The sequence below is a fragment of the Treponema putidum genome, assembly GCF_000755145.1.
Classification (GTDB): domain Bacteria; phylum Spirochaetota; class Spirochaetia; order Treponematales; family Treponemataceae; genus Treponema_B; species Treponema_B putidum.
In genome coordinates, this window is record NZ_CP009228.1 from 1524735 (window position 1) to 1549749 (window position 25015).

The window sequence follows — 25015 nt, forward strand, 5'->3', positions numbered from 1 at the left end:
TTTACCGATAACGTAGTGAGTTCTAATTTATTATATCAGCTTTCGGGGTTTACTAAAACCTTATAAATATGATAAAATAGATATTGGAGATTTAAATTGCGCACCGGCTTGAAAGTTCTTATAAGTTTAGTTATCTCTTTAGCGGTATTTATAGGCCTTTTGCTTTTAACTGTATCGGATTATGAATCTTTTATTGAAACAAAAGTGTATAAGCCTGCCATAGTAAGGTATATCAATGATAATTTAGCCGATATTGAGGAATCTTTTAAAAACTGGAATGAAACAAACCTTCACCTATTCAAAAGCGTACTGAATGAGCAAGCCCTAATGTCTGCAGCAAAGCAAGATCAAAGCCAATCGGACATAGAAGAAAGAGACAATATCATTTCAAAAATCATATCTACTGTGCCAGGATTTATAGGCCTTAGAATAATCGATTCGCAATATCAGAAGATGCACTTTAGTACTTTTCCGGAAGACATTCTTACTAAAACGGATTCAATGCTTTCTTACAGAAGGTATGATGATACGGAGCTTTTAATTCCTTATCAGCATATAGAAGTCCCTGATAACGGAGAAGTTAAAATTACAGCTATAACGGAAGCCGATACTATTTTATACTGTTTACCTTTTTATGACTCTTATGATGTGTATAGAGGGACTGCGGTCTTTTATATTTCGGGAAGTAGTTTTTTATACCGTTTGATTTCTGATAATATACTTTCAATAAGCGACGGTTTAGCCTTACTTTCCGATGAAACTCATACCATGCTGGGGATTTTAACCGAAACGAATAATATCATTTCACCGGACTTAAAAGACCTTGTCCTAAGTGATTGGGAACGGTTACCCCAAAGTTTGCGTCTTATAAGTCTTGATGGAAAAGATAGTTGGGTTCTTGTTACAAAAAAAACGGACTTCGGCTATATAGGCAGAATAACCGAAAAAAATGTGTTTATGTTCCCTATAGCCGTTAAGTATTTTTTGATATTTACGGTTTTTGTGACAGTATTTTTAATGTTCTTTTTATTATTAAATATAAAAAGAAACCGTTTATTTATTGCACAAAATAAAATTCAACAGCTGCATTGGTCAATTCTAAAAAATTATTTAAAAACATCACAGAAAAGAAATTGGGATGAACTGCAAAAAGAACTTGAATATCATAGGCATGAAGTAAATGCGGAAATAAAAAAAGGATTGGGTAAAAAACTTCTTCAGCGTAAAGAAAAAGAAATAGACGCTATCTTGCAAAAAAATTGGCAGGAAATATTTGATATTATAAACAAGACAGCAATAGCTAAATCTTCAGACCTTAATTTAAAGGGAATTCAAACTGAAGAGCTTATTTCTCTTTTGATAAAAGCCCTAAAAGATCAACAAATTATTTCCGAAAAAAATAATACTGTTTCCGGCACTGAAGTCTTACCGAAAGGTATTTCTGAAGTGCAAGAAGCTGAAACTGTCGAAGAACTTGACGAAGTACAAGAAGCCGAGGCAGTCGAAGACCTTGAGGAAGTGCAAGAAGCTGAAACTGTTGAAGAACCGGATGAAGTGGTAGATGCCCCTGCTGTTGAGGACCTTGAAGAAGTACAAGAAGCCGAGTCCGTTGAAGATATTGACGAAGTTCAAGAAGCTGAAACTGTTGAAGAACTTGAGGAAGTCCAAGAAGCCGAGCCTGTTGAAGAACTGGATGAAGTGGAAGATACCGCTGCTGTCGAAGAACTTGACGAAGTCCAAGAAGCTGAAACTGTTGAAGACCTTGAGGAAGTGCAAGAAGTCGAGGCTGTCGAAGACCTAGATGAAGTGGTAGATGCCCCTGCTGTCGAAGAACTTGACGAAGTCCAAAAAGCAGAGCCTGTTGAAGAACTGGATGAAGAGAAAATTGCCGAATCTAAAATATTTGATAAAATAGAGAAATCGAAAGTTGCAACTCCTCTTGATGAAGATGAAGAAGCTATCTTAGCGGAAAGTACAGATGATCCGATGCTCCGTTTAAATGACCTAGGGTATACTATTTCAGGCTTGGATTTTTCTGAGCTGGATATTTCTATCTCTGAGTTGGAAAAAACGGAAGCCAAAAAAGTAGAATACATAGACGAAGATTATAGTCCGGCACGGTCAATGTGGGGTAAATATGATCAAAGCCCTGTTTTGGATGATTTGGATGTAGTAGGTGATAGTGAACCAATGCCGTTAATAGATATAAATGATGAACAAACAATTGTAAATGAAGACGGTGTCTTTGTTATCCGCAAAACAGAATCGGCCGAACCTAAAAATAAAGATTTTAAGGCTCTTGTAGACTCCGTACTTAGATAACGGCAACATGCAAAAAATTTTTAAAAAGCTATTCTTAGTTTTATTTTTTATAGGAAATTTTAGTTTTGTTTTGGGTCAAAATCAAGATCGGCTTGATAATTTTAATTTTAACCTTGACAATCCTTGGCTTAGCTTAAAAGCCATACAAATGGCCTATCCCGATCTCGTAAAAAACATTTCCTTTGATTCGGAAGTAAATGATTGGTTTATAACTATAAGAAACCAAAATCTATATTGGGCAAACGGAAGGCTTTTACCTAAAGAAGATATTAAAAACTTCCAAAATTGGGCACCCATAATTTCATACTTTTATACCGATGAGGTGCAAAACCCTAATATGTTTTCGGAGAACCTCATTGCAGCATTAAAACCTGAAGGCTTAATAAAAAATAGAAAAAAAACGCCTCCTCCAAATTACACCTTTTTTATGATTTTATTTAATGGAAGAAACAGAAAAGAGATTATAAAGCAGCTGCGGCACTTTACATTCTTGGGTTATGATGTTTGGGTGCATAACCGTGCGGCCGAGCCTTTAAAGCGGGTTCAAAAAAAAATATACGAAGCTCAAAAAACGGACGCAGAGGTAAAAAAATTCTTAAAAGAATTAAATCAATGTTGGAGCTTTAATTGGAGAGTTATAGCGGACTCGGGAAAATTAAGCAATCACAGCTGGGGCTCGGCTATAGACATTTTGCCAAAAAACTACAGAAATAAAAAAATTTATTGGTTTTGGGAAGCAGCCAATGATGATTACTGGATGAAGATTATGCCCTATAGAAGATGGTCTCCTCCTAAGGCTGTAATAGAAGCCTTTGAAAGCGAAGGTTTTATATGGGGCGGTAAATGGACGCTATGGGATAATATGCATTTTGAATACCGTCCCGAACTCTTATATATTAGGAATTTTGTTCTACAGGCGGAATTTAATGAATTTATAGCAAAGGATACGCAAAGTATAAATCAAACGCCTCAAATTGAAACAAGTAAAAAAAATCCTCAACAACTTGCCGATATTTTTAAAATGGCAGAATTGATAAAATTTACATCATCCTTTTCCCGTAATATACTATCTTTTTACGGTAAAAATGATAAAACGGAAGAAGACAATTTTGATGAAGAAAATATAGAAGTACCTCAGGAACCTAAATATTTGGAGGAAATGATTGATTAAGATTGTATTAGGGATATTTATCATTATAATATTCTTTTTACTAGGTTTAGTTATAGGAAAATACAAGGAAAGAAGTTTAAACCTAAAGAAGTTAAAAGAAGCAAGAAAAGATGCCGTAAAACGTTCCCGGGCGGTATTAAACGGGCAGCTTTCAGAACAGCTGGCTCCTTTTTTCCCCGATTTTCCTGCACACCCTACGGAAATACGCTTTATAGGTCAGCCTATAGACTATATTGCCTTTAACGGTTCTTCTCAAGGTACTATTACCGATATCAGCTTTATTGAAGTAAAAACAGGTTCTTCTTCTCTGAGTGCTGTTGAAAGGTCTTTAAAGGACGTAGTCGAAAAAAAAAAGATAAATTACATAGAATATAGGGCAGATTTTAATAATAAGTAGATATTTTAGATTAAACCGCACAAAACGGTAATAAAAGTGATAAAAATACATTTTTTTCTTAGAATTTCTTAAAAACTGCTTGACATTTTTTGTTTAATTTGGTATATTACATTTACACACAGAAAAGATACACATACTACTTCAAAAAGAACCCCCATATCCTCCTTTTGGGGGTTCTTTTTCTTTATTTTGAGAAAAATTTAATCTATTTGATAAAAAAATCCTTGTCAATAATTTCAATCGAAGCCTTATCATTCCCCAAAACGGAAATAGAATTATCTTTATAAAATAAAAAGCAGGCCGGCATTTCAGGGAAGCCGATAAGAGGAAAATCTTCCTCAACTAATCTTTGTAAAAGAGTTCTTGTTTTTTCTTCCCCTAAAACATAACTTGATGTGGAAAGAGCATCGGCAAGAGTGGAGCTTTTACTCATAATAGAAGAAGCATTTAAGTTATTTTGTACCGGATAGCCGGTTTTTGAGTCAAAAATGTGATGATAAAGCATTCCGTCTTTTTGTATAAACCTTTCATAGTTTCCTGATGTTACAATTGAAGCGTCTTGAAGATTCAGGCTTATAACAGGATTTTGCTTTCCTATTATGGGACTTCTTAGGGCTATTTTCCAGTTTTTTCCTAAGGGGTTTTTACCTGAAGCTAGGATATTGCCACCCAAATCTATTAAAAAATCTTTTATACCGTAGTCTAAGATTATTTTTGCAATTTTATCGGCAGCATAGCCTTTTGCAATACCTCCAAGGTCGAGTCTCATTCCTTTTTGTTGTAAAAAGACCTGATTTTCGTCTCTTAATTCTATATTTTTATAGTCTAAAAGAGGTAATATATCATCAATTTCTTTTTGAGACGGCACGGTCTCATTTTCAAAGCCTATGTTCCAAAGTTTTACTAAGGGGCCTATAGCCGGATTAAAGGCTCCATCGGTAAGCTCCGCCATCATAAGGGAAATTTGCAAAAGCTCATATAATTCCGGTGAAACTGCTAAGGGGGAAATTCCTGCTGCTTTGTTTAAGCGTTCAAGTTCCGATTCTTGTGTTTTTATCAAACCGTTAAGATTATTATTATCAATCGAAGACTCATCCGTATTTGCGTTAAATATCCCGTCAAGTTTTATCAGCTCGGCATAGACTTTTTCTAAGACTTCGTCAGCCTTTTTTTTAGGTTCATCGGTCAGGATACGCACCCTGCAAACCGTTCCCATAACAAGCCATATATTGGAGTACTCTTTTATTGCCGATTTGCATGAAGCAGCTAAAAGCAGACAAAAAGCTAAAGCTGAGAGAAAGATAGTTTTTTTTAACATAAGGGGCTCCGATTTAGCTATCTTGAAGCTTTTTTTGCTTTATACCCTGTAAAATCAAATTTATTCCAAGCCCTATTCCGCAGCAAACAATAAAAGAATCGGCTGCATTAAAGGTTGGCCATCTTTCCAGTCCTAAAATACCGAAAAACTTTACATCGATAAAGTCTACAACGCCTTCAGGCCTAAAAAAACGGTCTATAAGGTTTCCAAAGCCTCCGCCTATTATACCGCATATAAACCATCTCTGGGCATTACTTAATTCTTTGGACTTTAATAGAACGGCTACTAGGCCGAATAAAAGCATGGCCGGTAAAACACCTAAAAGCATTTTTCTGGCAATATCCCCAAAACCTGCACCTAGACTAAAGGCCGCTCCGGTATTATATACCAGCCGTAAATTTAAAAAATCACCCAATATATGAATAACTTGATATTCCTCCATATATTGTACAACCAATAATTTACTGATCTGATCTACAATAATAACTATTGCAGTCATAATAAAGGGAATATAATAATCTTTTTTATTGCTCACAGTATCCTGCCTTATAGTACATATAAATTTTGTTCTTTTGAGCGGCGGGTATTAACATACCTCGTTAAGTCGGTCATATTTTGTACGATAATTCTATCATCATAGACGGAAATTCTGCCCTGATCTATAAATTTGCGCATATTATCTTCAGTTTCTTCTTTTGAAAGACCGGCCCAACGTGCAACCTCTTCAATTGTCGTATCAAATGTCCTCATCTCCGTAGTGCGGTCAAGACTCGGCTGGGTTTCATCCAGCATCAAAAAAACATCTGCAATTCTTGCAGGTCTGTCTTCAATGGTTAAAATCATAAACCTGCGTCTTTGGGCATAGATACGCCTTACAAAGGTCTTTAAAAGCCGCATAGCGATGGCAGGATTTCCCTTCATTAAAATTTCAAAGTTTTCTTTATTGAATTCAAGAGCCATTACATCGTCATAGGCTATGGCAGAGGCCGAACGCGGAGAATTATCCAAAATGGCCATTTCGCCGAAAATTTCTCCGGGCTGCAATATGTCAAGGTTTTTTTCAAACCCGTTTATAATCTTTATAAGCTGAACGCGGCCAGACTGTATCAAATAGAATGATGAACCGGGTTCAAATTCTGCAAATATAAGAGACCCTTTGGGAAAACTTTTTGCAAATCTTGAAAACGAAGAAAAAAGATCCGACATAGTTTACGCTCCTTGCAGCCTAGAGCTGCATTCTTTTTGAAGTTCCCGAATTTTTCCGATTATATCGGCACCTGACAAGATGGCGGCTTTATCAAAAAAGGCTATTGCCTTATCGGGCCTTTCCATATCCATATAACACATACCCAGATACATTAGTGCATCTCCTATTTTTGCGGACTTTGGATGCTGGGAAATAAAGCCGGTTAAAAGCTGTAAGCAGCGCACATATTCTTTTTGAGTATGGAGAGTTTTCCCTGCACCTATATATGCCTTGTCGGTAATTTCATCGCCTGCCCCTGCTTCAATTACGGCATGATATTGATCATAAGCGGCTTCAAATTCTCCTTTTTCAAAAAGGTCTTCAGCTTTGTTATAAGCAAGGTAAACCGTGCCGTCGGAAACCGGTGCCGGTTTTTCAGGTTGGATAAAAGAGGCCTCATTATTGTGCCCTTCTGCGTTCCCGAAAGAGCGGCCCGAAGCCTCTGCCGTACTTCTAACTATCTGATCTACTTCCGAAATATATTTTCCGTTAGGGTAAATAGTTTTGTACCTTGCTCCTACCTGTCCGGCCGCCTTATAATGTTGGGAAGAATAAAAGGCATTCATAACATTAAAAAGTCCTTCTTCAGGATTTGTTTCTTCTTCGCTGTCCAAAAGCGAGGCTAATTGTTTATGAATAGCCCTAAGCTGGCGGGAAAACACCTTTATCATCTGTAAAATAATACGGGTGTTGGTTTGTGCAAAGGCTTCAAATTCCTTGCTTGTAAAAGAATAAACTATAGAATCGGTGAGAACCATGGCACTTTCTTCTCTTGGGTAATTTCCCAATGCCGATTTAACTCCAAAGAATTCTCCGGTCTTTATATAGTCGGTAACCTGTTCTCCGGTTTCAATGTCTATAGATGTAAGGGCTATGCTGCCCGTGTTTAAGAGAAAAACACGTTCATCAAAGTCTCCCGAGAAATAAACTACTGAATTTGCCTTATAATTAATAGCCTTAGGCATTACGGCCTCCCAATGCAAAACTTGCGTTCTTATATTTTAGCATATTTTTTAAGAAAAACCTAGCCCTTCTTTGTTTTTTTTGATATAATCTTTTTCTATGGTGGACTTACACACGCATTCAACGGCATCGGATGGCACCTTTACCCCCGCTGAACTTGCCGCCGCAGTTAAAAAAGCGGGCATTTCAGCCTTTGCCTTAACCGATCACGATATCTTAAGCGGACTCGATGAAGCTGCTGCAGAAGCTAAAAGACAGGGTATAATTTTTATACGCGGTGTAGAAATAAGCGTTAAATGGAGTCCCGGAGAACTCCACTTATTGGGGCTTGATTTGCGCAAAGATTCCCGTGAGCTTAACATGCTCTTACAGGATCTGCAAGATGAAAGGATAAACAGAAATCAAAGGATGGCCGAAAAATTAAAAAAGGCCGGTTTTGATATTTCATATGAAAAGGTGAGAGATTTTGCAGGCGGAGATAAAGGCTTAGGCCGTCCTCATTTTGCGGCTTATATGGCGGCTCATAAAATGGTCAAAAAAAATCAGGAAGCCTTTGATAAGTATTTCGCAAAGGGAAGGCCTTTTTTTGAAGAAAAAGAAAATGCAGAGCTTGTTGCCGCAATTTCTGCCGTAAAATCGGCAGGAGGAATTCCCGTTTTGGCCCATCCTATGTCCCTGTATTTATCTTGGTCATCCCTTCCCGATGTTATAGCCGATTTTAAGAGGCAGGGACTTGTAGGGCTCGAAGCTTGGAATTCTTCGACAAAATACAATGATTGTAAAAGATTGGAAAAACTGGCGGCATCCCTCGATATGCCCATAACTGCGGGAAGCGATTTTCACGGTTCAATCCGAAAAGACAGAAAACTCGGAGAAACTTCAAAAAACGGTATAAAGATTGAGGACAGGTTTTACGAAAACTTAAGAGCTCTTCATCCCGATCTTCCGCCCATAAAGCCGAAAGAAAATTCTTAAATAACAACTTATGCAAAAAGAAATTGTAAAAACGCAAAAAATGGTTTTCGGTGCTTCCTGCATAGCTTCCTTAAAAGAAGGTAAGGCCGTTTTTATTCCCTATTCTCTTCCAGATGAAGTTTTGGAAATTTCCATCATAAAAGAACATAAAAATTATACCGAAGGAAAAATCGAAAAAATTTTAGAACCCTCTCCTCACAGGGTAACACCTAAGTGTCCTCACTTTTATGCCTGCGGTGGATGTAACCTCCAAATAGCCGATGACAAATATCAGCATTTTTTACGCAAATCTATGGCCATTGAAGCCCTTGATAGAGCTTTGGGTTTACATAAGGAAAAAGCTGCTTTTGATAAACCGGCTCTTGAAAAGCCCTTTTTTGAAAAGAGCTTTTTTGAAAAAACTGTTTTTGTGAGCGGGCAGGATTGGGCTTATAGGGCACGCTTTCAGTTTTACATTGACAAGGACGGTTCTCTTTCTTTAAAAGAAAATAAAAGTTCCGGTTCGGTAAAGATAAAGGAATGCCCTGTCGCAGTACAGGCAATAAAAAATCTTCTAAAATCGAATTTAAAAGCATATGCTACGAATTCGAGAATCCACATTTTTTCGGACGGAGAAAAAATTTTTACCCAAGATAATGCAAAAGACTGCGAGGTAAGGCTTGCAGGAAAAAGAATTAAATTTAATCCCTTGGGCTTTTTTCAATCTAATTTGGACATGACCGAAAAACTGATAAACACTATTTTTGAGTACGCAGAAATTTCAGAGCGAGTTTTGGATCTTTATTCCGGGGTAGGAACCTTTTCTCTCTTTGCCTATGACCAGGCAAAAGAAATTCACCTTGTAGAACATAATAAACATGCCCTCGCTTATGCTAAGGAAAATTTTTTGATAAATAGGAATAGCTCATCAGCCGGAATTTTCAAAGAAAAAAATGCGAGCTATCCGCCTAAAATTTTTTATCACGGCTTAGACGGAAAAAATTGGCCGAAAACAAGAGAATCAAAACTGAATTTCGATACGGTATTTGTAGATCCTCCTAGGAGCGGTATAGATAAAGAAGTCCTATCTTGGCTTTGTTCAAGCGGCATACGTCAAATCTTTTACATCTCCTGCGATCCCGTAACCTTCGCCCGCGACACGGCAAGCCTTCTTTTATCTGGCTACAAGCTGGAAAAACATTTTCTATTCGATTTTTATCCTCAAACCCACCACATCGAAACCTTGGGGATTTTTAAGAAAGAAGGAATGGGCAATACCATTGTAATTTGAAAGACAAATTTTAAACTATTGATGAGCGGTTTAAACACGCCGATTACGTCATTGACTAATTATAAGTATTTATGATAATATATCTAAAAATTTAATATATCAGGAGTATTTTATGATAGAAGTAAATGCAATGGGACAGGCTTGTCCTATTCCCGTTATTATGGCGAAAAAGGCTGTTAGGGAAAACACAGGTACGAATATCTTGGTTAGGGTCGATAACGAGGCTGCAACTCAAAACCTTTCAAAGATGGCTAGTCAGCTCGGCATAGGTTCCGAAGTAAAAAAAGTTTCGGAAAAGGAATTTACGGTTCTTTTAAAGGCAGAAGCCGGAGTAAATTTAAACCCTGCCGCTGTTCCTCAAATTTCGAACGGAGAATATGCAGTTGTGATAAATTCGGATCAGATGGGTGCGGGGGATGAAGGCTTCGGTAAAAAACTTTTAGAAGGTTTTATCTATGCTCTTACGGAACAGGATGTGCTTCCCAAGTTTGTTATCTGTTATAATTCCGGTGTAAAACTTACAACCCAAAACGAAAAAACCGTAAATGACCTAAAGGCTCTTGCCTCTCAAGGATGCGAGGTACTGTCTTGCGGGCTTTGTTTGGACTTTTACGGGCTTAAAGAAAAGCTTCAAGTCGGTTCTCCTACAAATATGTACCGCATTACCGAAATTATGCGTACCCATTTTGTAGTACGCCCATAGCTTCCCAAGGTAGAGCTGGGCAAAAGATATCGGACTAAAGATTTGAAAACCTACGGACTTTTTTCTTTTTCGTCCTCGCATCATGCGATAGCTGCTGAAGCTATAACTGCTGACGCAGTTACAGCTTCAGCTGAAGTTTCCGATGCTGAAGCATTGGAAACTTCGGAAGAGAATCTGACTGAGGCGAGGCTTATTCCTCTTCCGCCTGAAATATCTGCGGGCTGCGGGCTTGTGTTACGGGTAAATGAAGAAGGCATAACAAAGGCTTCAAGTCTTTTAAAAGAGGCCGAAATCCCTTATACAGGAACTTATCTTTTAAAAATAGAAAACAATAAGAGGTTTGTTGAAAAATATGATTTATCTTGACAATAGCGCAACCACCCTCCAAAAACCTGAAAGTGTAGCTGAAGAGGTGTTTAAGGGAATTGCTTCACATCAATTCGGGAATCCGGGAAGAGGAGCACATAGTACGGCACATGCGGCCCTCACGGAGCTTTTTAAGACAAGGCAAACTTTGGCAAAGCTTTTTAATATAAAAAATCCCTTAAATGTTGCTCTTTGTCAAAATGCAACCGCTGCATTAAACCTTGTCATAAAAAGCCTTTTTTTAGGTAAAGAAAAAGACACTCACATCATAACCACCGCTTTTGAACATAATTCTGTTTTGCGCCCTCTCTATCAGCTCGAAAAAGAGGGAGCGGAACTTTCCATTATTCCTATTCAAGACGGTTTTTTGTGTTATGGGCTAATAGAAAAAGAAATCAAATCAAACACTAAGGCCATTATCGTAAACCACTGCTCAAACGTAATAGGTTCAATCTGTGATTTAGATTATGTTTATTCTATATGCAAAAAACACGGCCTAATCTTAATTGTAGACGCTTCACAAAGTGCTGGCACAATTCCTATCGATGCTTCAAAATACGATCAAAGTATTTTTTGTTTTACGGGGCACAAGGGGCTTTATGGGCCTCAAGGTACGGGCGGCATCATTGTAAACGGGACATTCGATTTTTCTCCCGTATTTTCGGGAGGAAGCGGGGTTCATTCTTTCGATAAAACTCACCCTTCCGAGATGCCCGATATCTTTGAAGCAGGCACCATGAATGTTCCCTCCTTTATGGGCTTAAATGCCGGAGCCTCTTACGTTTTAAAAATGGGCGTTAATTCCATTCAAAAAAAATTAGCCGATTTAAAATTAAGCTTTATTGAAGAAATAAAGACTGTTCCCAATATTAAAATATACGGAAATCCTTGGAGCGAAAAAACAGGGGCTGTAATAGGTATAAACATAGGAGATATTCCCTCTGGAGAAATAAGCCGCCTCCTCGATGAAGAGTTCGGCATCGCAAGCCGGCCGGGAGCTCACTGTGCTCCCTTGGTACACAAGGCTCTCGGAACCGAAGAACAGGGCATAGTCAGGTTTAGTTTTTCTTCTTTCAATACCTTTGAAGAAGTCAAGCAAGCTGCCGAGGCCTTAAAACAAATAGCTAAACACTCATAAAAAAAGCGGCCGATTTTTTCAAACCGGCCGCTTGGCTTAAAATAAATTTTTCCACTGAGATTTATTCTATCTCGTTATATAACCGCTCCTGAAAGTTCACCGGGAGCTTTTTTACCTCTGGTAATCATCTCTCCGGCCTTTTTACCCTTGGAAGTAAGAGCGATAAAATAAGACGCAATATAAATTGACGAATAGGTACCGCTTATAAGACCTACAATTAAGGCCAAAGCAAAATCTTTCATTGAATCGGTAGTAAACAAATAAAGAGCCACAACCGCAACCATAGTTGTAAGGGTCGTAATAATTGTTCGAGTAAGCACTTCGGTTAAAGCTTTATCTAAAACCGCATTGCATTCCAGCTTAGGCTCGAGATTTATCTTTTCGCGGATACGGTCAAAAATAACGATTGTATCGTTTATAGAATAACCTATAATCGTAAGAATGGCTGCTATCGTTGTAGAATTAAACTCCATCTGCGTCCACGATATAAACATAACCATTACTAGCGTATCGTGAAGCAGCGCAATAATTGCAGCCAGTGAAAAATTCCACTGAAAACGGAACATTGCATAAACAAAGATTAAAACCAAAGCTCCGCCTACCAGCAATATTGCCTGTTGTGCCAATGAAGAAGAAAAGCGGGAACCTACAAAGTCCGTACCTATGACTGCAATATTTTCGGGGCCGTAGGCTGCAATTAAGGCGGAATTTATAATCGACCTCAATTCTTGGTTTGCATTTTCATACTTTCCGTCATCGGCAAGCCTTATCTGAAAATACCTGTCTTCCGGAACTCCCAATTGCTGAACCGAAACTGACGGTATTGAAGAAAGAGCATGACGGATCTCATCGGTACTTATCGGTTTAAGCCCTTTTTCCAAATGATGAAGTCTAAGCACATCAGCTGAAAGACGGGAAGAAGACTCCGAATCGGAAAATAAGTCTTTAAGAAGTACATTTCCCGAAGCGGTAATTTTTATCTTTAAGCCTTCAACGGAAGCAAGGCCGTCGGCAAAGTCTTTAAGAGATGGATTATCGGCAAATTTAAAAACATAGGATTTGTTTTCACCATCTAAAGAAGTGGTAGTAATCGAAATATCCGATATACTTTGCGAAAAAGAAACCGTCAAAGGCCCCTCATAAGAAAGTTCTACCGCCGTAGGTGCTATTTTTACCTTTTCTATAAAACCTGCCTGAAAGTCAATGCCGAAATTTATTCCTTTGGTAAAGTAGCCTATTATTCCAAAAATCATGAGTCCTATGCTGAAAATAAAACACGGAACAAAAAATTTCGAAAAACTAATTACTTTTTTCATTTTTTAACTTCCTCCAGCTGATATGAATCTTATTGAATTTTAAAGTTTGAGTTCCGAAATCGAATATTAAGCGTGAAACAAACAAAGCGGTAAAGACGGAGGACACAACACCTATGGCTAAACTGTATGCAAAACCTTTAATCGGGCCTGTTCCAAGGATGGATAGGAAGAAGGCTGCTATAAAAGTAGTTATATTTGAGTCCATAATAGCAGAAAAAGCGTGTTCAAAGCCTGCATTGACAGCGGCTTCCCTTGTCTTACCTAATTTCAGTTCTTCTTTTATTCTTTCAAAAACTACAACGTTAGCATCTACAGCCATACCGATAGTTAAAATCATACCGGCAATACTGGGCAATGTAAGAGTTAGATTGAAGGCTGAAAGGACGCTGAACATTATATAAAGGTTTAAAATTTGAGCAATACAAGCATTTATTCCGGCTTCTTTATAAAATACAAGCATAAAAACTAAAACGGCAATTAAGCCCCATTGTAAGGCCTTAATACCTTCGTTAATTTTTTCGTCTCCTAAGCTGGCTCCTACAACCTGTTGTGTTTCAAGTTGAAGCGGAACATTTAACCATGCGGTTCTTAAAACTGTTTTAAGGTTTTCTGCCTCTGTTGCAGACATTCCGCTTATGCTTCCTGCCCCTCCCGTAATAGGTTCTTTGAGGTTAGGAGCGGATTTTATTTTATTGTCCGAAACTATGGCAAGTCTTTTTCCGACATTGTTTGCGGTTAACTCTGAGAATATTTTAGCTCCTTCTGCATCAAGAGAAAAAGTAACAAGAGGATTATTGGACATTTGGTCTGCGACAGTGTCTACGCTTACCAAGTGTTTTCCTTCGAGGCCTGCCTGTTTTTTTACGACAAGGAAGGGTTCCCTATCATCTCTTTCATCTATACCGTAGGCATCTTTGTGATATACACCCAGTACCATACAGTCTTCAGGGATAATTTCGGGGTTTAAAAGATTGTATTCGGCATCAAAGGTCTTTCCCGGATTGTTGCGGTAATATTCTCTAAAGGCCTGAGTAGCTTCATCATCTACCAAATGAAATGCTAAGATACCTCGCCCCATTATAATGGAGTTTATCTTATCTGCATCTGCAGCTCCCGGCATTTCAATGTAGATTCTGTCATCTCCCTGACGGCGGATAACCGGATCTGTAAGACCGAACTTGTCTATTCGGCTTCTGAGCGTATCCATAGCTAAATTCATGGCAGCTTTCTTTGAGTCTGCTATCGTTTCACTGCTTGCTCCATCTGCAGAAATTGCAGCATCCAAGTCGGCCTTAATAATGACCAACATGCCGCCCGAAAGGTCAAGCCCCAGCTTAACGGCATTTGTTTGGTATTTTTTTATCCCTAAAATGGAATCCCTATATGCAGTTTCTAAAATAGGCTGTGCTATAGGAATGAACTTTTCTTTTGAGGAAAGTTTAAAGCTTGCAGCAACCTCTTGGGCCGTCCATTGAGAGGGAAGCTCCATACCTAAGGCCTTTCGGCGGGCCTTTGCTTCTTTAATTATGGGGGCATATTTTTCAGAAAGAGGCTCGGTTGAATTTGAAACAGCCATTTCTATAAGCTTATCAACATCAGCCCTAGCCATATTTTCGGAATAATCTTTAATCTTTTCTCTGGATGCCAAAGCCAAAGCCTTATCTTCTTTATTCGTCCAAAAATACCATTTTAAAGTAGGATATAAGAAAACAAAGCACAGGGCAATAACAAGAAGAACGATGATAAATCTAACTCTTTTACTCATTATTTATCTCCAAATAGCTGCGGTTTTAATGCAAAAACCGCAAATTTTGTTATTTTGATTCGTTTTGTGAAGCTGTGCCGTCATTTTGGGAGTCGTCAGCCTTTTTTCCGAATAAAGGCTTTTTCTTGTCTTCCTCACCGGCAAAATCAGGCTTAGAGGGTGTATCTTTTAAAACGGTACCTACTGCAGATCGGTTAATTTCTATCTTACAGTTATCATCAACTTTAATAACAAGTGTTTTTTCTTTAGTAGAACTTACAACACCGTGAATGCCGCCGATAGTGATGATTTTGTCTCCCTTTTGAAGCTGAGAAATCATCTTTTCGGTTTTTTGCTGCTCCTTTTTCTGCGGACGTATAAGCAAAAAATAAAAAATAACGAAAACCAAGAGCATTGGTATTAAAAAACCGAAAGAGCTAAAACCGCCTTGAGAAGCTCCTTGTAATAAAGGTATAAAATTCATAAATCCATCCTCTTTAAATTGATTTAAAATATAAATATAGAAAAATACAATATCATATTTTTATATATTCAGTCAATAAGAAAGAATATTAAAAAAAAATAATTTTTTTTAAAAGTTTACTAAAAACTGCATTTAAAACCATATAATTATATGAAAGCAAGGGAAAGGCGCCTCCCGAACTTTTCAAACATATTGAACAACCGGTTCAAGTTTTAGATTATTTTTTTGATTTTTGGAGGAATAAAATGAAATCATTAAATTCACTTATCATTGAAGGGAACATGGTTCGCGAGCCTGTTTTAAAAACTACGCCTAATGGAACGGCTTTATGTACTTTCTCTATCGCTTCGAACAGAAACTACAAAAAAGATGATAACTTTGTGCAGGAAACTTCCTATTTTGACGTGGAAACATGGTCAAGCCTTGCAAAGTTGTGTGAACAAAATGGAGCAAAGGGCAGGGGAGTGAGGGTTGTAGGCAGAATTAAGCAGGACAGATGGGTAGGTACTGACGGTAAAAACTACAGCAAGGTAAAGGTCGTTGCTGAACATGTGGAATTTAAACCTGTCTTTAAGAATGCAGGCGAAAAGACGCAGGCAAAGGAGGAGGTTCTTATTGAAGAAAAAGTAATGGCATTTTAAAACATAATAATTTCCACTTGCTGTCAAGGCCGAAAGCGTTTTAAAGATATAAAAACTACTTTGCAGTTATACTGCACAGGCCTTGTCAGCATCTTTACTCCGCATATAGTTTTTTTATAATAAAAAGGCCGAATTGACGGGGTAAAATTCTATATAAAAAAAGCAAAAAGGCATAGGCACTATTGTAAGGATAAAAAAATCTTATTCTCTTCTTTTCAGCAAGAGAGGCAACGAATTTTCCTAACTTTTCAGGATTCATACCTTTTTGCTCGTCTTTTTCCATTTTGGTAACACTTTTGGAAATTCTTCCGTTATAAACATCATCTCCCAGACTCGATTTGTTTCTTGCCGCCGTGAATGGGGTTGCAACATCTCCGGGCATTATTAGGGCACAGTCCACACCGAATGGCTGAAGCTCCGCCCTAAAGGCTTCTAAAAGCTTGCCGATGGCCGCCTTCGATGCCGAATAAAAGGCTTGAAATGGAATGGCTATTTCTCCTGCTATAGAACTGATCACAAATATTTTTCCAAAATGTTGAGGCCGCATATAAGAAGCCGCCAGTCTTATAAATAGAAAAGCACCGAAAAAATTTACATCCATTTGTTTTTTTGCTTCTGCAAGGCTTGTAAATTCCACTGCTCCCGAAATACCGAATCCCGATGCACAAACGGCTAAGTCAATCCGCCCTTCCTTTTCCCAAATATCTGAAAAGGCTTTTGCAAGGCTTTCTTCATCCGTAATATCAAGTCTAAGGTGCTTAGTCTTTTCTTGGGGCAAACTTAAAAATTCTCTGCGGCTTATTGTGTAAACAAAATAATTTTTTAAGATCAGAGCTTTTGTAATTTCAAGACCGATACCGCTTGAGCCCCCTGCCACTATTGCTGTTTTTTTCATAAATATACCCTTTTTAGCCGATTGAAGTTTTACATTATTATAGATAAAATTCTTTTTTTCTTCTATCGGATATCGGAAGGTTTAAATATTTCCTTATAAGATATTTTCTGCTTTTCTTCTATACTTGAAAATTTATACGTCTTCATATATACTTGCTCGGTATAAATTTAGCCTAAGGAGTTTAAAATGATTTCACGGAATGCAGCTTTTAGAGAGTCTAATTTACCTCTCCCTTCAAAACAAACCGGAAAAGTAAGGGATTGGTATTCACCTGAAGAAGGGAAAAGACTGATTGTAACCACAGATAGAATTTCAGCCTTTGACAGGGTTCTTACAGCCCTTCCATATAAGGGACAGGTTTTAAACCAGCTTTCCCTTTGGTGGTTTGAAAATACCAAGGATATAATCAAAAATCACATAATTTCTTGTCCGGATCCTAACTGCATTATCGTAACGGAAGTAAAACCTCTTCCAATTGAAGTAATAGTTCGAGGATATATCACGGGAGTAACTACCACAGCCCTTTGGTACAGATATTCTTTAGGAGAAAGAAATATATACGGGTATGATTTTCCTGAAGGCTTGAAAAAAAATCAGGCACTTCCTAAACCGATCATAACCCCCACTACAAAGGGCGGCCCTACAGGTCATGATGAGAGACTTACCTGCGATGAAGTTGTTTCGCAAGGCTACCTATCAAAAGAACAATGGGATTTTGTACAAAAAGCAGCCCTTGCCCTTTTTGAAAGAGGTCAAAAAAGCGCAAATGAAGCGGGGTTGATTTTAGTGGATACAAAATACGAATTCGGAGTAGACAAGGACAATAATATTCTTTTGATAGATGAAGTACATACTCCCGATTCTTCACGCTATTGGAAACTGGATACTTATGAACAGAGATTAAAAGACGGTAAAGAGCCTGAAAACTTTGATAAAGAATTTGTAAGAATGGCCTATGCTGCAAAAGGTTACCGAGGTGACGGAGAAATCCCCGAGCTCGATGAAAATGTCTGGAACGAAGCTATTCAGCTTTATATTAGAGCTTACGAAAAGTTGACAAAATCAAAATTTATTCCGGGAGAATATCCGGTTGAAGAGCGCATAATAAAAAATTTAAAAAAGGCAGGCTTAATGTGAAACCTCTTGTAATAATTCTTATGGGTTCGGCTTCGGATATGGGGCATGCAGAAAAAATAGCCGAGGAGTTAAGTGTATTTGGAATAGAATATGTAATCAGAATAGGCTCGGCTCATAAAACAGCGGAGCATGTTGTTTCTATGCTAAAAGAATATGAAGCCCTTGAAAGGCCTAAACTTTATATAACCATTGCAGGAAGGAGCAATGCTCTTTCAGGCTTTGTTGACGGCTTTGTGAAAGGACCGACAATCGCTTGTCCGCCTCATTCCGATAGTTTTGCAGGAGCTGATATTTACTCTTCACTTAGGATGCCGTCAGGCATTTCCCCTGCCCTCGTATTGGAACCTAAAAATGCGGCTCTCCTTGCAGCAAGAATATTTTCTCTCTATGATAAGAAAATAGCGGCTTTAGTCAAAATTTATATGGAATCAAATGCTCAAAAAATAATTGAAGAGGATTCAAAACTAAAATAACAATAAAGGCGGTTTTATTTACAATAAATAAACTGCCTAAAAAATTATGGCGGAATAAAATGCATAAACGATTTTTTATAGCGGTCTTGTTATGCTGTTTTTTTGTAGTTAGACCTTACGCACAAAACATAGAGGATAAACTCGATGCTTCTTTATTGCCGAATGATACGGCTTATAAGATTGACATTGTAGAATACAGCATAAAAGGTCTTACTAAGGCCGGCCATTTATCGGCTAAAGTGCCTATAGACAAAAATAGAATATTTGCCTCACGGGAAGAGCTTGATGCATATATTTTAGGACTTAATACGGAATTAAATAACATAAGGACAATTGAAAGGCATGAAATCAACTTTGAATTTTTAGAACCCAAAAACAATATTATTCTGGTAAAACTTAAAATATATGTTAAAGATACTTGGAATATTATAGCCATACCTTATCCCAGTTTTGATTCAAACAAAGGCCTTGAGTTTAAAATAAAATTAAAAGATTTTAATTTTTTAGGGACTCTTGAACCTCTTACAATCGATTTAATATATAATAGAAACAATGAAGGTAAATCTTCTTTCGAGTTCGGTTCAGGGTTTGCATTACCTTTTTATATTAATCCGGTTAGACTTCTTTGGAGCTCTAGTGAATGGATTAGTATAAACCAAGATAAAAAATTAGACTTTGAGTTTGAGACAGGCTTAAGTGCTTCCTCTAAGTTAGGTGTTGATTGGATTACCCTAACGGCAGGCATCAAACAAAGTATAGATGTATCTGCTTCTCCGTCGGAAAAAGATTATTATCTTACAAACGGGTTTTATACATCGCTGACATTCGATATATATAAAAATCAAACGTTAGGCTCAATCACGTGGACACCTTATTTTGGTATAAACGGTAATTGGAAATTCAAAAAAATGACCGATGAAAAAAGAAAGGGGTTAAATATTAATTGGTCGCATAGTCTCGGGATGGGAAAGGTAAACTGGATAAATAATTTTAGGCAAGGCTTTGCGGCAAGTTTTGATAATAGTTATGAATATAATACTTATAGAAAAGGCCATGTAGATGTTTCTTTTAATTTGGAAACGAAAGGCTTTTATTCTTTTTTAGATCGAGTAGGTTTATACGGTAGATGTGATTTTTATTATAACTTGTTTAATAAAACTTCAGAAAAAAGCGGAAAAATTTTGCGCGGTATTTTAAACAATAGGATTAAGACGGATACGGCTTTTAGTTTTAATTTTGATGTACCTATAAAAATAGGCGTTTTTAAATGGGAAGAAATTACCGGAGTTGAATGGACACGTTTCTTCGGATTTGAGCTGCACGTAACACCGTTTTTGGATATGGCCTTGGTTCATGATACTGAATCAAATACTTATTATAATCCTAAATACGGCTGGTATTCAGGCGGTTTCGAAATAATAATGTATCCGGTAAAAATGAGAAGTATTTATGCACGCATAAGCTATGGGCATGATTTAAGAGAAATAAAAAATAAAGACGGTTATGCAAAGCGTGACGGAAGGCCTGTTTCCGAAATTTTTATCGGTATAGGTTTACATTATTAAAACGGAGGCAGAATGCGGTTTAGTTCCCATTATAAAATGGAAGGTGATGATATAATCGATTACGTATTTGAGCACAGTAATTTTTTTGATTCAAATGAAAATTTAATTTGCGAAGAAATAGGAGACGGTAATATAAATTATGTTTACCGGATTTTCGATAATAACACAAAAAAATCTCTCATTTTAAAACAAGCTGATGTTCAAACAAGAGTCCGTCCCGACGGATATTTAAACCCCGACAGGAGTATACGTGAAGCTGAAGTTTTAAAGCTGTATAACGAATCTGCTCCCGATTTTTCTCCAAAAATAATCTATGCAGATCCGGTTATGGCTGCAATCATAATGGAAGATATCGGTTCTTATTCCAATTTGAGAATAGAATTAATGGCCGGAAAAATATTTTACGGAATTGAAAAACTGATTGCCCGTTTTATCGTAGACACAAGCCTCCCTTCCACTGATTTGGTTTTAGGTTATCAAAAAAAATTTAAAGCAGCAGTCAAATTTTATAATCCCGATCTTTGTAAAATTACGGAAGACTTAGTTTTTACTCACCCTTATAAGGATGTGAGACAAAGAAATATTCTATTACCCGAAAATGCCGAGTGGCTTAAAAAAAAGTTTTATGAAGATTCAAACCTCATTGCAAGGGTTGCAGTCTTAAAAGAAAAATTCAATAACTATCCTCAAGGGCTTATTCACGGGGATCTGCATTCGGGCTCCATCTTTGTAAAAAATGAAAATGAAGAAACGAAGATAAAAATAATCGATCCCGAATTCGCCTTTTACGGTCCAATAGCCTATGACCTTGGGAATGTTCTTGCTCATTTTATTTTTGCTCAAAGCTATGCAAAATATTCGACTCTTTTTGTTGATAAGGAAAAGCAAAGAACTGACTTTTTATCTTGGCTTGAAAACGCAAAAAACAATCTATTTAAATTCTTCTATGTGTTTGCAAAAGATTTTCTTATTAAAAATATAAAAGATCCGGTTTATCAAAACGAAATTTTTATTGACAACTATATCGAAAAAATAAAAATTGATGCCGTTTCTTTTTGCGGTACCGAATTAAATAGAAGGATAATCGGTTCTGCAAAAACAGCTGAAATTACAAGCATAAAAAAAATCGAAAACCGTATTGCCCTTGAAAGGGATTTAGCCGAACTGGGATGTGCCATGATTCTAAACCCCGAAGAAATTTTAAGAGGACTTTAAACCTGATGAAGGCTCTTGTGGGTTTGAGCGGAGGTGTTGATTCCGCCGTTGCGGCAAAGCTATTGATAGATCAAGGCTATGATGTTACAGGAGTTACGATACAGCTCTTGCCGAAATTATCCGGTATTTATAAAGAACAGACCGATGATATTGAAGATGCAAAAAAAGTTGCAGACAAGCTCGGTATTAAGCACATTGTATACGATATGAGGGAAACTTTTAAGGCTGAAATCATCGACTACTTTGTAGAAGAATACAAACAAGGAAGAACGCCCAATCCCTGCTTTATATGTAACAGCAAAATTAAATTCGGCCTTTTTTTAGAGCAGGCTTTAAAAGGCGGCTTCGATAAAATTGCAACAGGACATTATGCAAAAATAGAAAAAACCGAAATTGAAGGCGAAAAAAGATTTTTGCTAAGACAAGCTGAAGATGCTCAAAAAGATCAAAGCTACTTTTTAGCTCTTCTTACTCAAGAGCAGCTTTCCCATTCCATTTTCCCCTTAGGAGGTTTTACCAAAGAAAGAGTTAGGAAAATAGCCGAAGATGCAGGCCTTATAAATGCTCATCGTCCCGACAGCCAAGATATCTGCTTTGTTCCCGATGACGATTACACAAGGGTAATAAATGCTCTTGCATCGGATTCTTTTAAAGAGGGAAAATTTGTAGACATGCAAGGAAACGAAATAGGCCGCCACAAAGGGCTTCAATATTACACGATAGGCCAAAGGCGGGGACTTGCAATTGCAATGGGTTTTCCCGTTTACGTTGTAAAAAAAGATGCAAAGGAGAATACGGTTACTGTAGGCAAGAGCGAAGATCTATTTGCCGCAAGCCTCATCACTTCAAATGTAAATATAATCTCAAAAAAAACAATAGATAAAGAAATAGACATTGAGGTAAAAACACGGTACCGCCAACAAAAGAAAAAAGCAAAATTAATTCCGCTAAAAAGTGAAGAGCTTAAACCTACGGGAAAATTTAAAGTAGAATTTATAGAGCCTGAAAAAGCCGTCGCCGAAGGACAGGCTGCCGTCTTTTATGACGGGGATTATATTATCGGAGGCGGAATAATAGAATCGGTTGAGAGGATTGTATTATGAATTGCAGAAATGTCCTTAAATTTGACATTTTGCAAATGTTATATCATTAATATCAAAGACTTCATAGGTTTTCTAAAACGAAATTTAAGCAGGGATCGTTTTGATTTTTAATATCTTCAATCGTATCCATAATAAAAACATCAGGCGATATGCCCTTATTGTTAATTTCCATATTATTGTACATAGTTTTTTGCAATGATAGTACAATTGAAAAATTATTTGTAAGCTTAAATATTCCGATGTTTCCTGTAGCTCCTTTAGTATTTGTTCCGATTAGCCTTATGTTTAATTCTTTACAAAAACATGCAAAATTATCGCAAGCGGAACCGCTTTTGTAAGATGTAAAAACGGTTATATTTTTATTATGGATTTTATATTTATTTGCAGCCGAGATAAGCTTTTCTTCTAATTTTTCCATCTCATTAAATTGCATAAGAAAGTTGTCTATTTGTTGTAATATTTTATCTTCTTCTGCCGACATTAACAATTGATGGGCTTTCATTAATTTAGCATCGTTAATAAAAGTATTTAGTTTTATAAGGGTATCATGATTTATCACCTTTAAATTTGTATCTTTTATTGCAGCCAGAGTAATCAGAATAGGCGTTAATCGGCGTTGAAAATCTTTAATATTGATTGAAGATATTTCAATATCGGTTTTTCCTGTAAGTATTTTTAAAATTGCAAATCCTATACTTGAATTACTGCCGCTATTTTTTCGAATGTCCAAAATAAGATGATCGGAATTTTCTAACAAAGGAATAATTTTTTCAATAAATTCATCTATCATACGGTAATCCCAAAAATTATGTATTTGTATCAAAGCATATTTTTCTTTAATCTTATAAATCGAAAAATTATAGCTTGAATATATCTTATTGAGTTTATCATAATAATCAGGGATTTTATTAAATTTTACATTACCTATGTTCTTTTGAGGAATTGAATATTTCAATTCCAAATTAACTTCATTTTTATCGACCTCAAATGTAAATTTTATTTTTTTATTTTGTGAAGAATATAAAAGCCGTTTTATCATTGAATTTTCAAAAGCATGAGGCGTTTTTACTGGAATATATTTTGCAATATTATTTAATAAATATTTTTTTGTATCTTCATCATTAATTTTTATAAGCTCTGAACCTAGAGGTATTTTTATATTGTTTTCTTTATATGAAAGATAGTATTTCCCGTCAGCATAGTCCACTCCGGCAGGTAAAAAATAAAAAGGAGTGTTTGAGCCTTGTTCGTAAAAAACGGCAGTATGTCCGTCATTGATTACAGCTAATAACTCTTCAAAGTATGTGTAAATTTTATATTTATCGCTTTCATACATAATTTTATTTGAAAGCTCAAAATATTTTTCATTAAGATTATTTAAAATAACATCATTTAAAAAAGGAGAATACTCTTTAATATATGAATATAATTCTGCTAAACTTATAATGTGGTTTTTATTTTGCTCAGCTGTTAAAGTCCTATTAGAGAATGTATCAGTATCAGAACAGCCTAAAAATATTACAATAATACAAATTATAAATACGATTTTTTTATAATATCGCTTCATGCTTGTTATTTTAACATAAATTAAATAGCGTGTAAACAGATATAAGGTATGTTGTTGATTGCTCATTTCATAGGAATTTTCACTTGGCCCTCAAGACAAAGTTCAAAAAAAATGTTATAATCTTTTAAATTGATAAAATGTAAGCTATTATAAATTACGATAGCCATTTTATGGAGGTTACTATGATAAAACTTGCAACAATTGCCGGATCGGATGCTTCCGGAGGAGCCGGTTTGGAAGCCGACTTAAAAACCTTTCAGGAATACGGCGTATACGGAATGGCCGCCGTTACCGTAATTGCAACTATGAATCCCGATAAAGAGTGGGGACATGAGGTTTTTCCTCTTGATGAGCAAACGATAAGAGCCCAGCTTGAAACCATCTTTAAGGGTATAGGTGTTAATGCTGCAAAAACGGGAATGCTTGCAACAAATTATGCAGTTGAACTTTCTGCCGAATACTTAAAAAAATATAATGTAGAAAATTATGTGCTGGATCCTGTTATGGTTTGTAAGGGCGGCGATCTTGCCCTAAACCCAGAGCTCAATAATCTTATCATCGAAAAACTTCTGCCCTTAGCAAGGGTTATTACACCGAATCTTTTTGAAGCCGGCCAAATTGCAAAAATGCCGACACCTTCTACAATTGAAGAAATAAAGGAAGCATGTAAGATTATTCATGGAATGGGCGTTCCCTATGTCTTTATAAAAGGCGGACCCAAATTACAGGGAGAGCAATCAGCCGTAGATATTTTTTATGACGGAGAACAATTCTTAAAGGTTGAAGGCGGGCTTATAGATACAAGATGGACACATGGAGCCGGCTGTACAACAGCCGCAGCTATCGCCGCAGGTTTAGGCACAGGCCTTGAACCGTATGAAGCCGTAAGAAGAGCAAAAAAGTTTATCACCTTGAGCCTTCAAAACGGATTCCAGCTTAATAAATGGGTCGGACCCGGTAACCCTGCCGCATGGCGAAAGAGTTTTAATTAATTTGTAATTGCCGA

24 protein-coding genes are annotated in these 25015 nt (G+C 36.8%); 15 read left to right on the forward strand and 9 right to left on the reverse strand.

Going from position 1 to position 25015, the window contains the following annotated elements:
- Positions 1-96 precede the first annotated feature (96 nt).
- From JO40_RS06885 to JO40_RS06895, 3 genes are read left to right on the forward strand one after another with little or no spacing between them, the layout of a single operon-like run.
- Positions 97-2322 carry a hypothetical protein gene (locus JO40_RS06885; protein WP_044978696.1) on the forward strand — a complete coding sequence of 742 codons (2226 nt, stop codon included), beginning with the start codon at positions 97-99 and terminating at the stop codon, positions 2320-2322.
- Between the two features lie 7 nt (positions 2323-2329).
- Entirely contained in the window at positions 2330-3493 is a 1164-nt protein-coding gene (locus tag JO40_RS06890; protein ID WP_044978697.1) for a M15 family metallopeptidase, read from the forward strand.
- On the forward strand, positions 3486-3890 hold the full coding sequence (locus JO40_RS06895) for a Holliday junction resolvase-like protein (RefSeq protein ID WP_044978698.1): 405 nt from the start codon (positions 3486-3488) through the stop codon (positions 3888-3890). The genes JO40_RS06890 and JO40_RS06895 overlap by 8 nt, the downstream gene beginning before the upstream one ends.
- 205 nt (positions 3891-4095) lie before the next feature.
- On the opposite strand, the gene JO40_RS06900 is transcribed toward JO40_RS06895, so the two are convergent.
- From JO40_RS06900 to JO40_RS06915, 4 genes are read right to left on the reverse strand one after another with little or no spacing between them, the layout of a single operon-like run.
- On the reverse strand, positions 4096-5208 hold the full coding sequence (locus tag JO40_RS06900) for an FAD:protein FMN transferase (protein WP_044978699.1): 1113 nt from the start codon (positions 5206-5208) through the stop codon (positions 4096-4098).
- A gap of 13 nt (positions 5209-5221) precedes the next feature.
- On the reverse strand, positions 5222-5743 hold the full coding sequence (gene lspA, locus JO40_RS06905; RefSeq protein ID WP_044978700.1) for a signal peptidase II: 522 nt from the start codon (positions 5741-5743) through the stop codon (positions 5222-5224).
- 11 nt (positions 5744-5754) lie between these two features.
- A complete protein-coding gene (locus JO40_RS06910) occupies positions 5755-6414 on the reverse strand; it encodes a Crp/Fnr family transcriptional regulator (RefSeq protein WP_044978701.1) in 660 nt (219 codons plus the stop codon).
- A gap of 3 nt (positions 6415-6417) precedes the next feature.
- Positions 6418-7419, reverse strand: a complete 1002-nt coding sequence (locus tag JO40_RS06915; RefSeq protein ID WP_044978702.1) for a cyclic nucleotide-binding domain-containing protein — start codon at positions 7417-7419, stop codon at positions 6418-6420.
- 97 nt (positions 7420-7516) lie between these two features.
- Here JO40_RS06915 and JO40_RS06920 point away from each other — a divergent pair, with 97 nt between their 5' ends.
- The 5 genes from JO40_RS06920 to JO40_RS06940 all read left to right on the forward strand — a co-directional run bounded on the left by JO40_RS06920 (position 7517) and on the right by JO40_RS06940 (position 11869).
- The gene (locus JO40_RS06920) at positions 7517-8392 is read left to right on the forward strand and encodes a PHP domain-containing protein (RefSeq protein WP_044978703.1); all 876 of its coding nucleotides are present in this window, start codon (positions 7517-7519) and stop codon (positions 8390-8392) included.
- A 10-nt stretch (positions 8393-8402) separates the two neighbouring features.
- On the forward strand, positions 8403-9662 hold the full coding sequence (locus JO40_RS06925; RefSeq protein WP_044978704.1) for a class I SAM-dependent RNA methyltransferase: 1260 nt from the start codon (positions 8403-8405) through the stop codon (positions 9660-9662).
- 112 nt (positions 9663-9774) lie between these two features.
- Complete coding sequence (gene yedF / locus JO40_RS06930; RefSeq protein WP_044978705.1) at positions 9775-10365, forward strand: sulfurtransferase-like selenium metabolism protein YedF; 591 nt, start codon at positions 9775-9777, stop codon at positions 10363-10365.
- Between the two features lie 42 nt (positions 10366-10407).
- Positions 10408-10731, forward strand: a complete 324-nt coding sequence (locus JO40_RS06935) for a putative Se/S carrier protein (RefSeq protein ID WP_044978706.1) — start codon at positions 10408-10410, stop codon at positions 10729-10731.
- Positions 10718-11869, forward strand: a complete 1152-nt coding sequence (locus JO40_RS06940) for an aminotransferase class V-fold PLP-dependent enzyme (RefSeq protein ID WP_044979741.1) — start codon at positions 10718-10720, stop codon at positions 11867-11869. Before JO40_RS06935 ends, JO40_RS06940 begins: the two co-directional genes overlap by 14 nt.
- Before the next feature lie 74 nt (positions 11870-11943).
- On the opposite strand, the gene secF is transcribed toward JO40_RS06940, so the two are convergent.
- From secF to yajC, 3 genes are read right to left on the reverse strand one after another with little or no spacing between them, the layout of a single operon-like run.
- Positions 11944-13185 (reverse strand): protein translocase subunit SecF, encoded by a 1242-nt coding sequence (secF, locus tag JO40_RS06945; protein ID WP_044978707.1) that lies wholly within the window; start codon positions 13183-13185, stop codon positions 11944-11946.
- Positions 13169-14950: a protein translocase subunit SecD gene (secD, locus tag JO40_RS06950; protein WP_044978708.1), complete on the reverse strand. Its 1782-nt coding sequence runs from the start codon at positions 14948-14950 to the stop codon at positions 13169-13171. Before secD ends, secF begins: the two co-directional genes overlap by 17 nt.
- Before the next feature lie 49 nt (positions 14951-14999).
- A complete protein-coding gene (yajC, locus tag JO40_RS06955; protein WP_044978709.1) occupies positions 15000-15413 on the reverse strand; it encodes a preprotein translocase subunit YajC in 414 nt (137 codons plus the stop codon).
- A gap of 245 nt (positions 15414-15658) precedes the next feature.
- Between yajC and JO40_RS06960 the strand changes: the two genes are divergently transcribed.
- Positions 15659-16054, forward strand: a complete 396-nt coding sequence (locus JO40_RS06960; protein WP_044978710.1) for a single-stranded DNA-binding protein — start codon at positions 15659-15661, stop codon at positions 16052-16054.
- Positions 16055-16148: 94 nt separating this feature from the next.
- Here the strand turns inward: JO40_RS06960 and JO40_RS06965 are convergent, their stop codons facing one another.
- Entirely contained in the window at positions 16149-16949 is an 801-nt protein-coding gene (locus JO40_RS06965) for an SDR family NAD(P)-dependent oxidoreductase (RefSeq protein WP_044978711.1), read from the reverse strand.
- Between the two features lie 186 nt (positions 16950-17135).
- Between JO40_RS06965 and JO40_RS06970 the strand changes: the two genes are divergently transcribed.
- The 5 genes from JO40_RS06970 to mnmA are packed head-to-tail and all read left to right on the forward strand — an operon-like array spanning position 17136 to position 22442.
- Positions 17136-18086, forward strand: coding sequence for a phosphoribosylaminoimidazolesuccinocarboxamide synthase (locus JO40_RS06970; RefSeq protein WP_044978712.1), 951 nt, complete (start codon positions 17136-17138; stop codon positions 18084-18086).
- The gene (purE, locus tag JO40_RS06975) at positions 18083-18559 is read left to right on the forward strand and encodes a phosphoribosylaminoimidazole carboxylase (RefSeq protein WP_044978713.1); all 477 of its coding nucleotides are present in this window, start codon (positions 18083-18085) and stop codon (positions 18557-18559) included. The genes JO40_RS06970 and purE overlap by 4 nt, the downstream gene beginning before the upstream one ends.
- A gap of 59 nt (positions 18560-18618) precedes the next feature.
- Positions 18619-20124 carry a hypothetical protein gene (locus tag JO40_RS06980; protein WP_044978714.1) on the forward strand — a complete coding sequence of 502 codons (1506 nt, stop codon included), beginning with the start codon at positions 18619-18621 and terminating at the stop codon, positions 20122-20124.
- 12 nt (positions 20125-20136) lie between these two features.
- On the forward strand, positions 20137-21339 hold the full coding sequence (gene mtnK / locus JO40_RS06985; RefSeq protein ID WP_044978715.1) for an S-methyl-5-thioribose kinase: 1203 nt from the start codon (positions 20137-20139) through the stop codon (positions 21337-21339).
- A gap of 5 nt (positions 21340-21344) precedes the next feature.
- Complete coding sequence (gene mnmA, locus JO40_RS06990) at positions 21345-22442, forward strand: tRNA 2-thiouridine(34) synthase MnmA (protein ID WP_044978716.1); 1098 nt, start codon at positions 21345-21347, stop codon at positions 22440-22442.
- Between the two features lie 61 nt (positions 22443-22503).
- On the opposite strand, the gene JO40_RS06995 is transcribed toward mnmA, so the two are convergent.
- Entirely contained in the window at positions 22504-23961 is a 1458-nt protein-coding gene (locus JO40_RS06995; RefSeq protein WP_044979742.1) for a S41 family peptidase, read from the reverse strand.
- Positions 23962-24191: 230 nt separating this feature from the next.
- Here JO40_RS06995 and thiD point away from each other — a divergent pair, with 230 nt between their 5' ends.
- A complete protein-coding gene (thiD, locus tag JO40_RS07000; protein WP_044978717.1) occupies positions 24192-25001 on the forward strand; it encodes a bifunctional hydroxymethylpyrimidine kinase/phosphomethylpyrimidine kinase in 810 nt (269 codons plus the stop codon).
- The last annotated feature ends 14 nt before the right edge of the window (positions 25002-25015 follow it).

Excerpts from the sequence above, each read along its gene's own strand:
- JO40_RS06890 (WP_044978697.1), top strand. The coding sequence starts at position 2,330 with ATGCAAAAAATTTTTAAAAAGCTATTCTTAGTTTTATTTTTTATAGGA.
- JO40_RS06900 (WP_044978699.1), bottom strand. The coding sequence starts at position 5,208 with ATGTTAAAAAAAACTATCTTTCTCTCAGCTTTAGCTTTTTGTCTGCTT.
- JO40_RS06910 (WP_044978701.1), bottom strand. The coding sequence starts at position 6,414 with ATGTCGGATCTTTTTTCTTCGTTTTCAAGATTTGCAAAAAGTTTTCCC.
- JO40_RS06915 (WP_044978702.1), bottom strand. The coding sequence starts at position 7,419 with ATGCCTAAGGCTATTAATTATAAGGCAAATTCAGTAGTTTATTTCTCG.
- JO40_RS06920 (WP_044978703.1), top strand. The coding sequence starts at position 7,517 with ATGGTGGACTTACACACGCATTCAACGGCATCGGATGGCACCTTTACC.
- JO40_RS06925 (WP_044978704.1), top strand. The coding sequence starts at position 8,403 with ATGCAAAAAGAAATTGTAAAAACGCAAAAAATGGTTTTCGGTGCTTCC.
- yedF (WP_044978705.1), top strand. The coding sequence starts at position 9,775 with ATGATAGAAGTAAATGCAATGGGACAGGCTTGTCCTATTCCCGTTATT.
- JO40_RS06940 (WP_044979741.1), top strand. The coding sequence starts at position 10,718 with ATGATTTATCTTGACAATAGCGCAACCACCCTCCAAAAACCTGAAAGT.
- secF (WP_044978707.1), bottom strand. The coding sequence starts at position 13,185 with ATGAAAAAAGTAATTAGTTTTTCGAAATTTTTTGTTCCGTGTTTTATT.
- secD (WP_044978708.1), bottom strand. The coding sequence starts at position 14,950 with ATGAGTAAAAGAGTTAGATTTATCATCGTTCTTCTTGTTATTGCCCTG.
- yajC (WP_044978709.1), bottom strand. The coding sequence starts at position 15,413 with ATGAATTTTATACCTTTATTACAAGGAGCTTCTCAAGGCGGTTTTAGC.
- JO40_RS06960 (WP_044978710.1), top strand. The coding sequence starts at position 15,659 with ATGAAATCATTAAATTCACTTATCATTGAAGGGAACATGGTTCGCGAG.
- JO40_RS06965 (WP_044978711.1), bottom strand. The coding sequence starts at position 16,949 with ATGAAAAAAACAGCAATAGTGGCAGGGGGCTCAAGCGGTATCGGTCTT.
- JO40_RS06970 (WP_044978712.1), top strand. The coding sequence starts at position 17,136 with ATGATTTCACGGAATGCAGCTTTTAGAGAGTCTAATTTACCTCTCCCT.
- JO40_RS06980 (WP_044978714.1), top strand. The coding sequence starts at position 18,619 with ATGCATAAACGATTTTTTATAGCGGTCTTGTTATGCTGTTTTTTTGTA.
- mtnK (WP_044978715.1), top strand. The coding sequence starts at position 20,137 with ATGCGGTTTAGTTCCCATTATAAAATGGAAGGTGATGATATAATCGAT.
- mnmA (WP_044978716.1), top strand. The coding sequence starts at position 21,345 with ATGAAGGCTCTTGTGGGTTTGAGCGGAGGTGTTGATTCCGCCGTTGCG.
- thiD (WP_044978717.1), top strand. The coding sequence starts at position 24,192 with ATGATAAAACTTGCAACAATTGCCGGATCGGATGCTTCCGGAGGAGCC.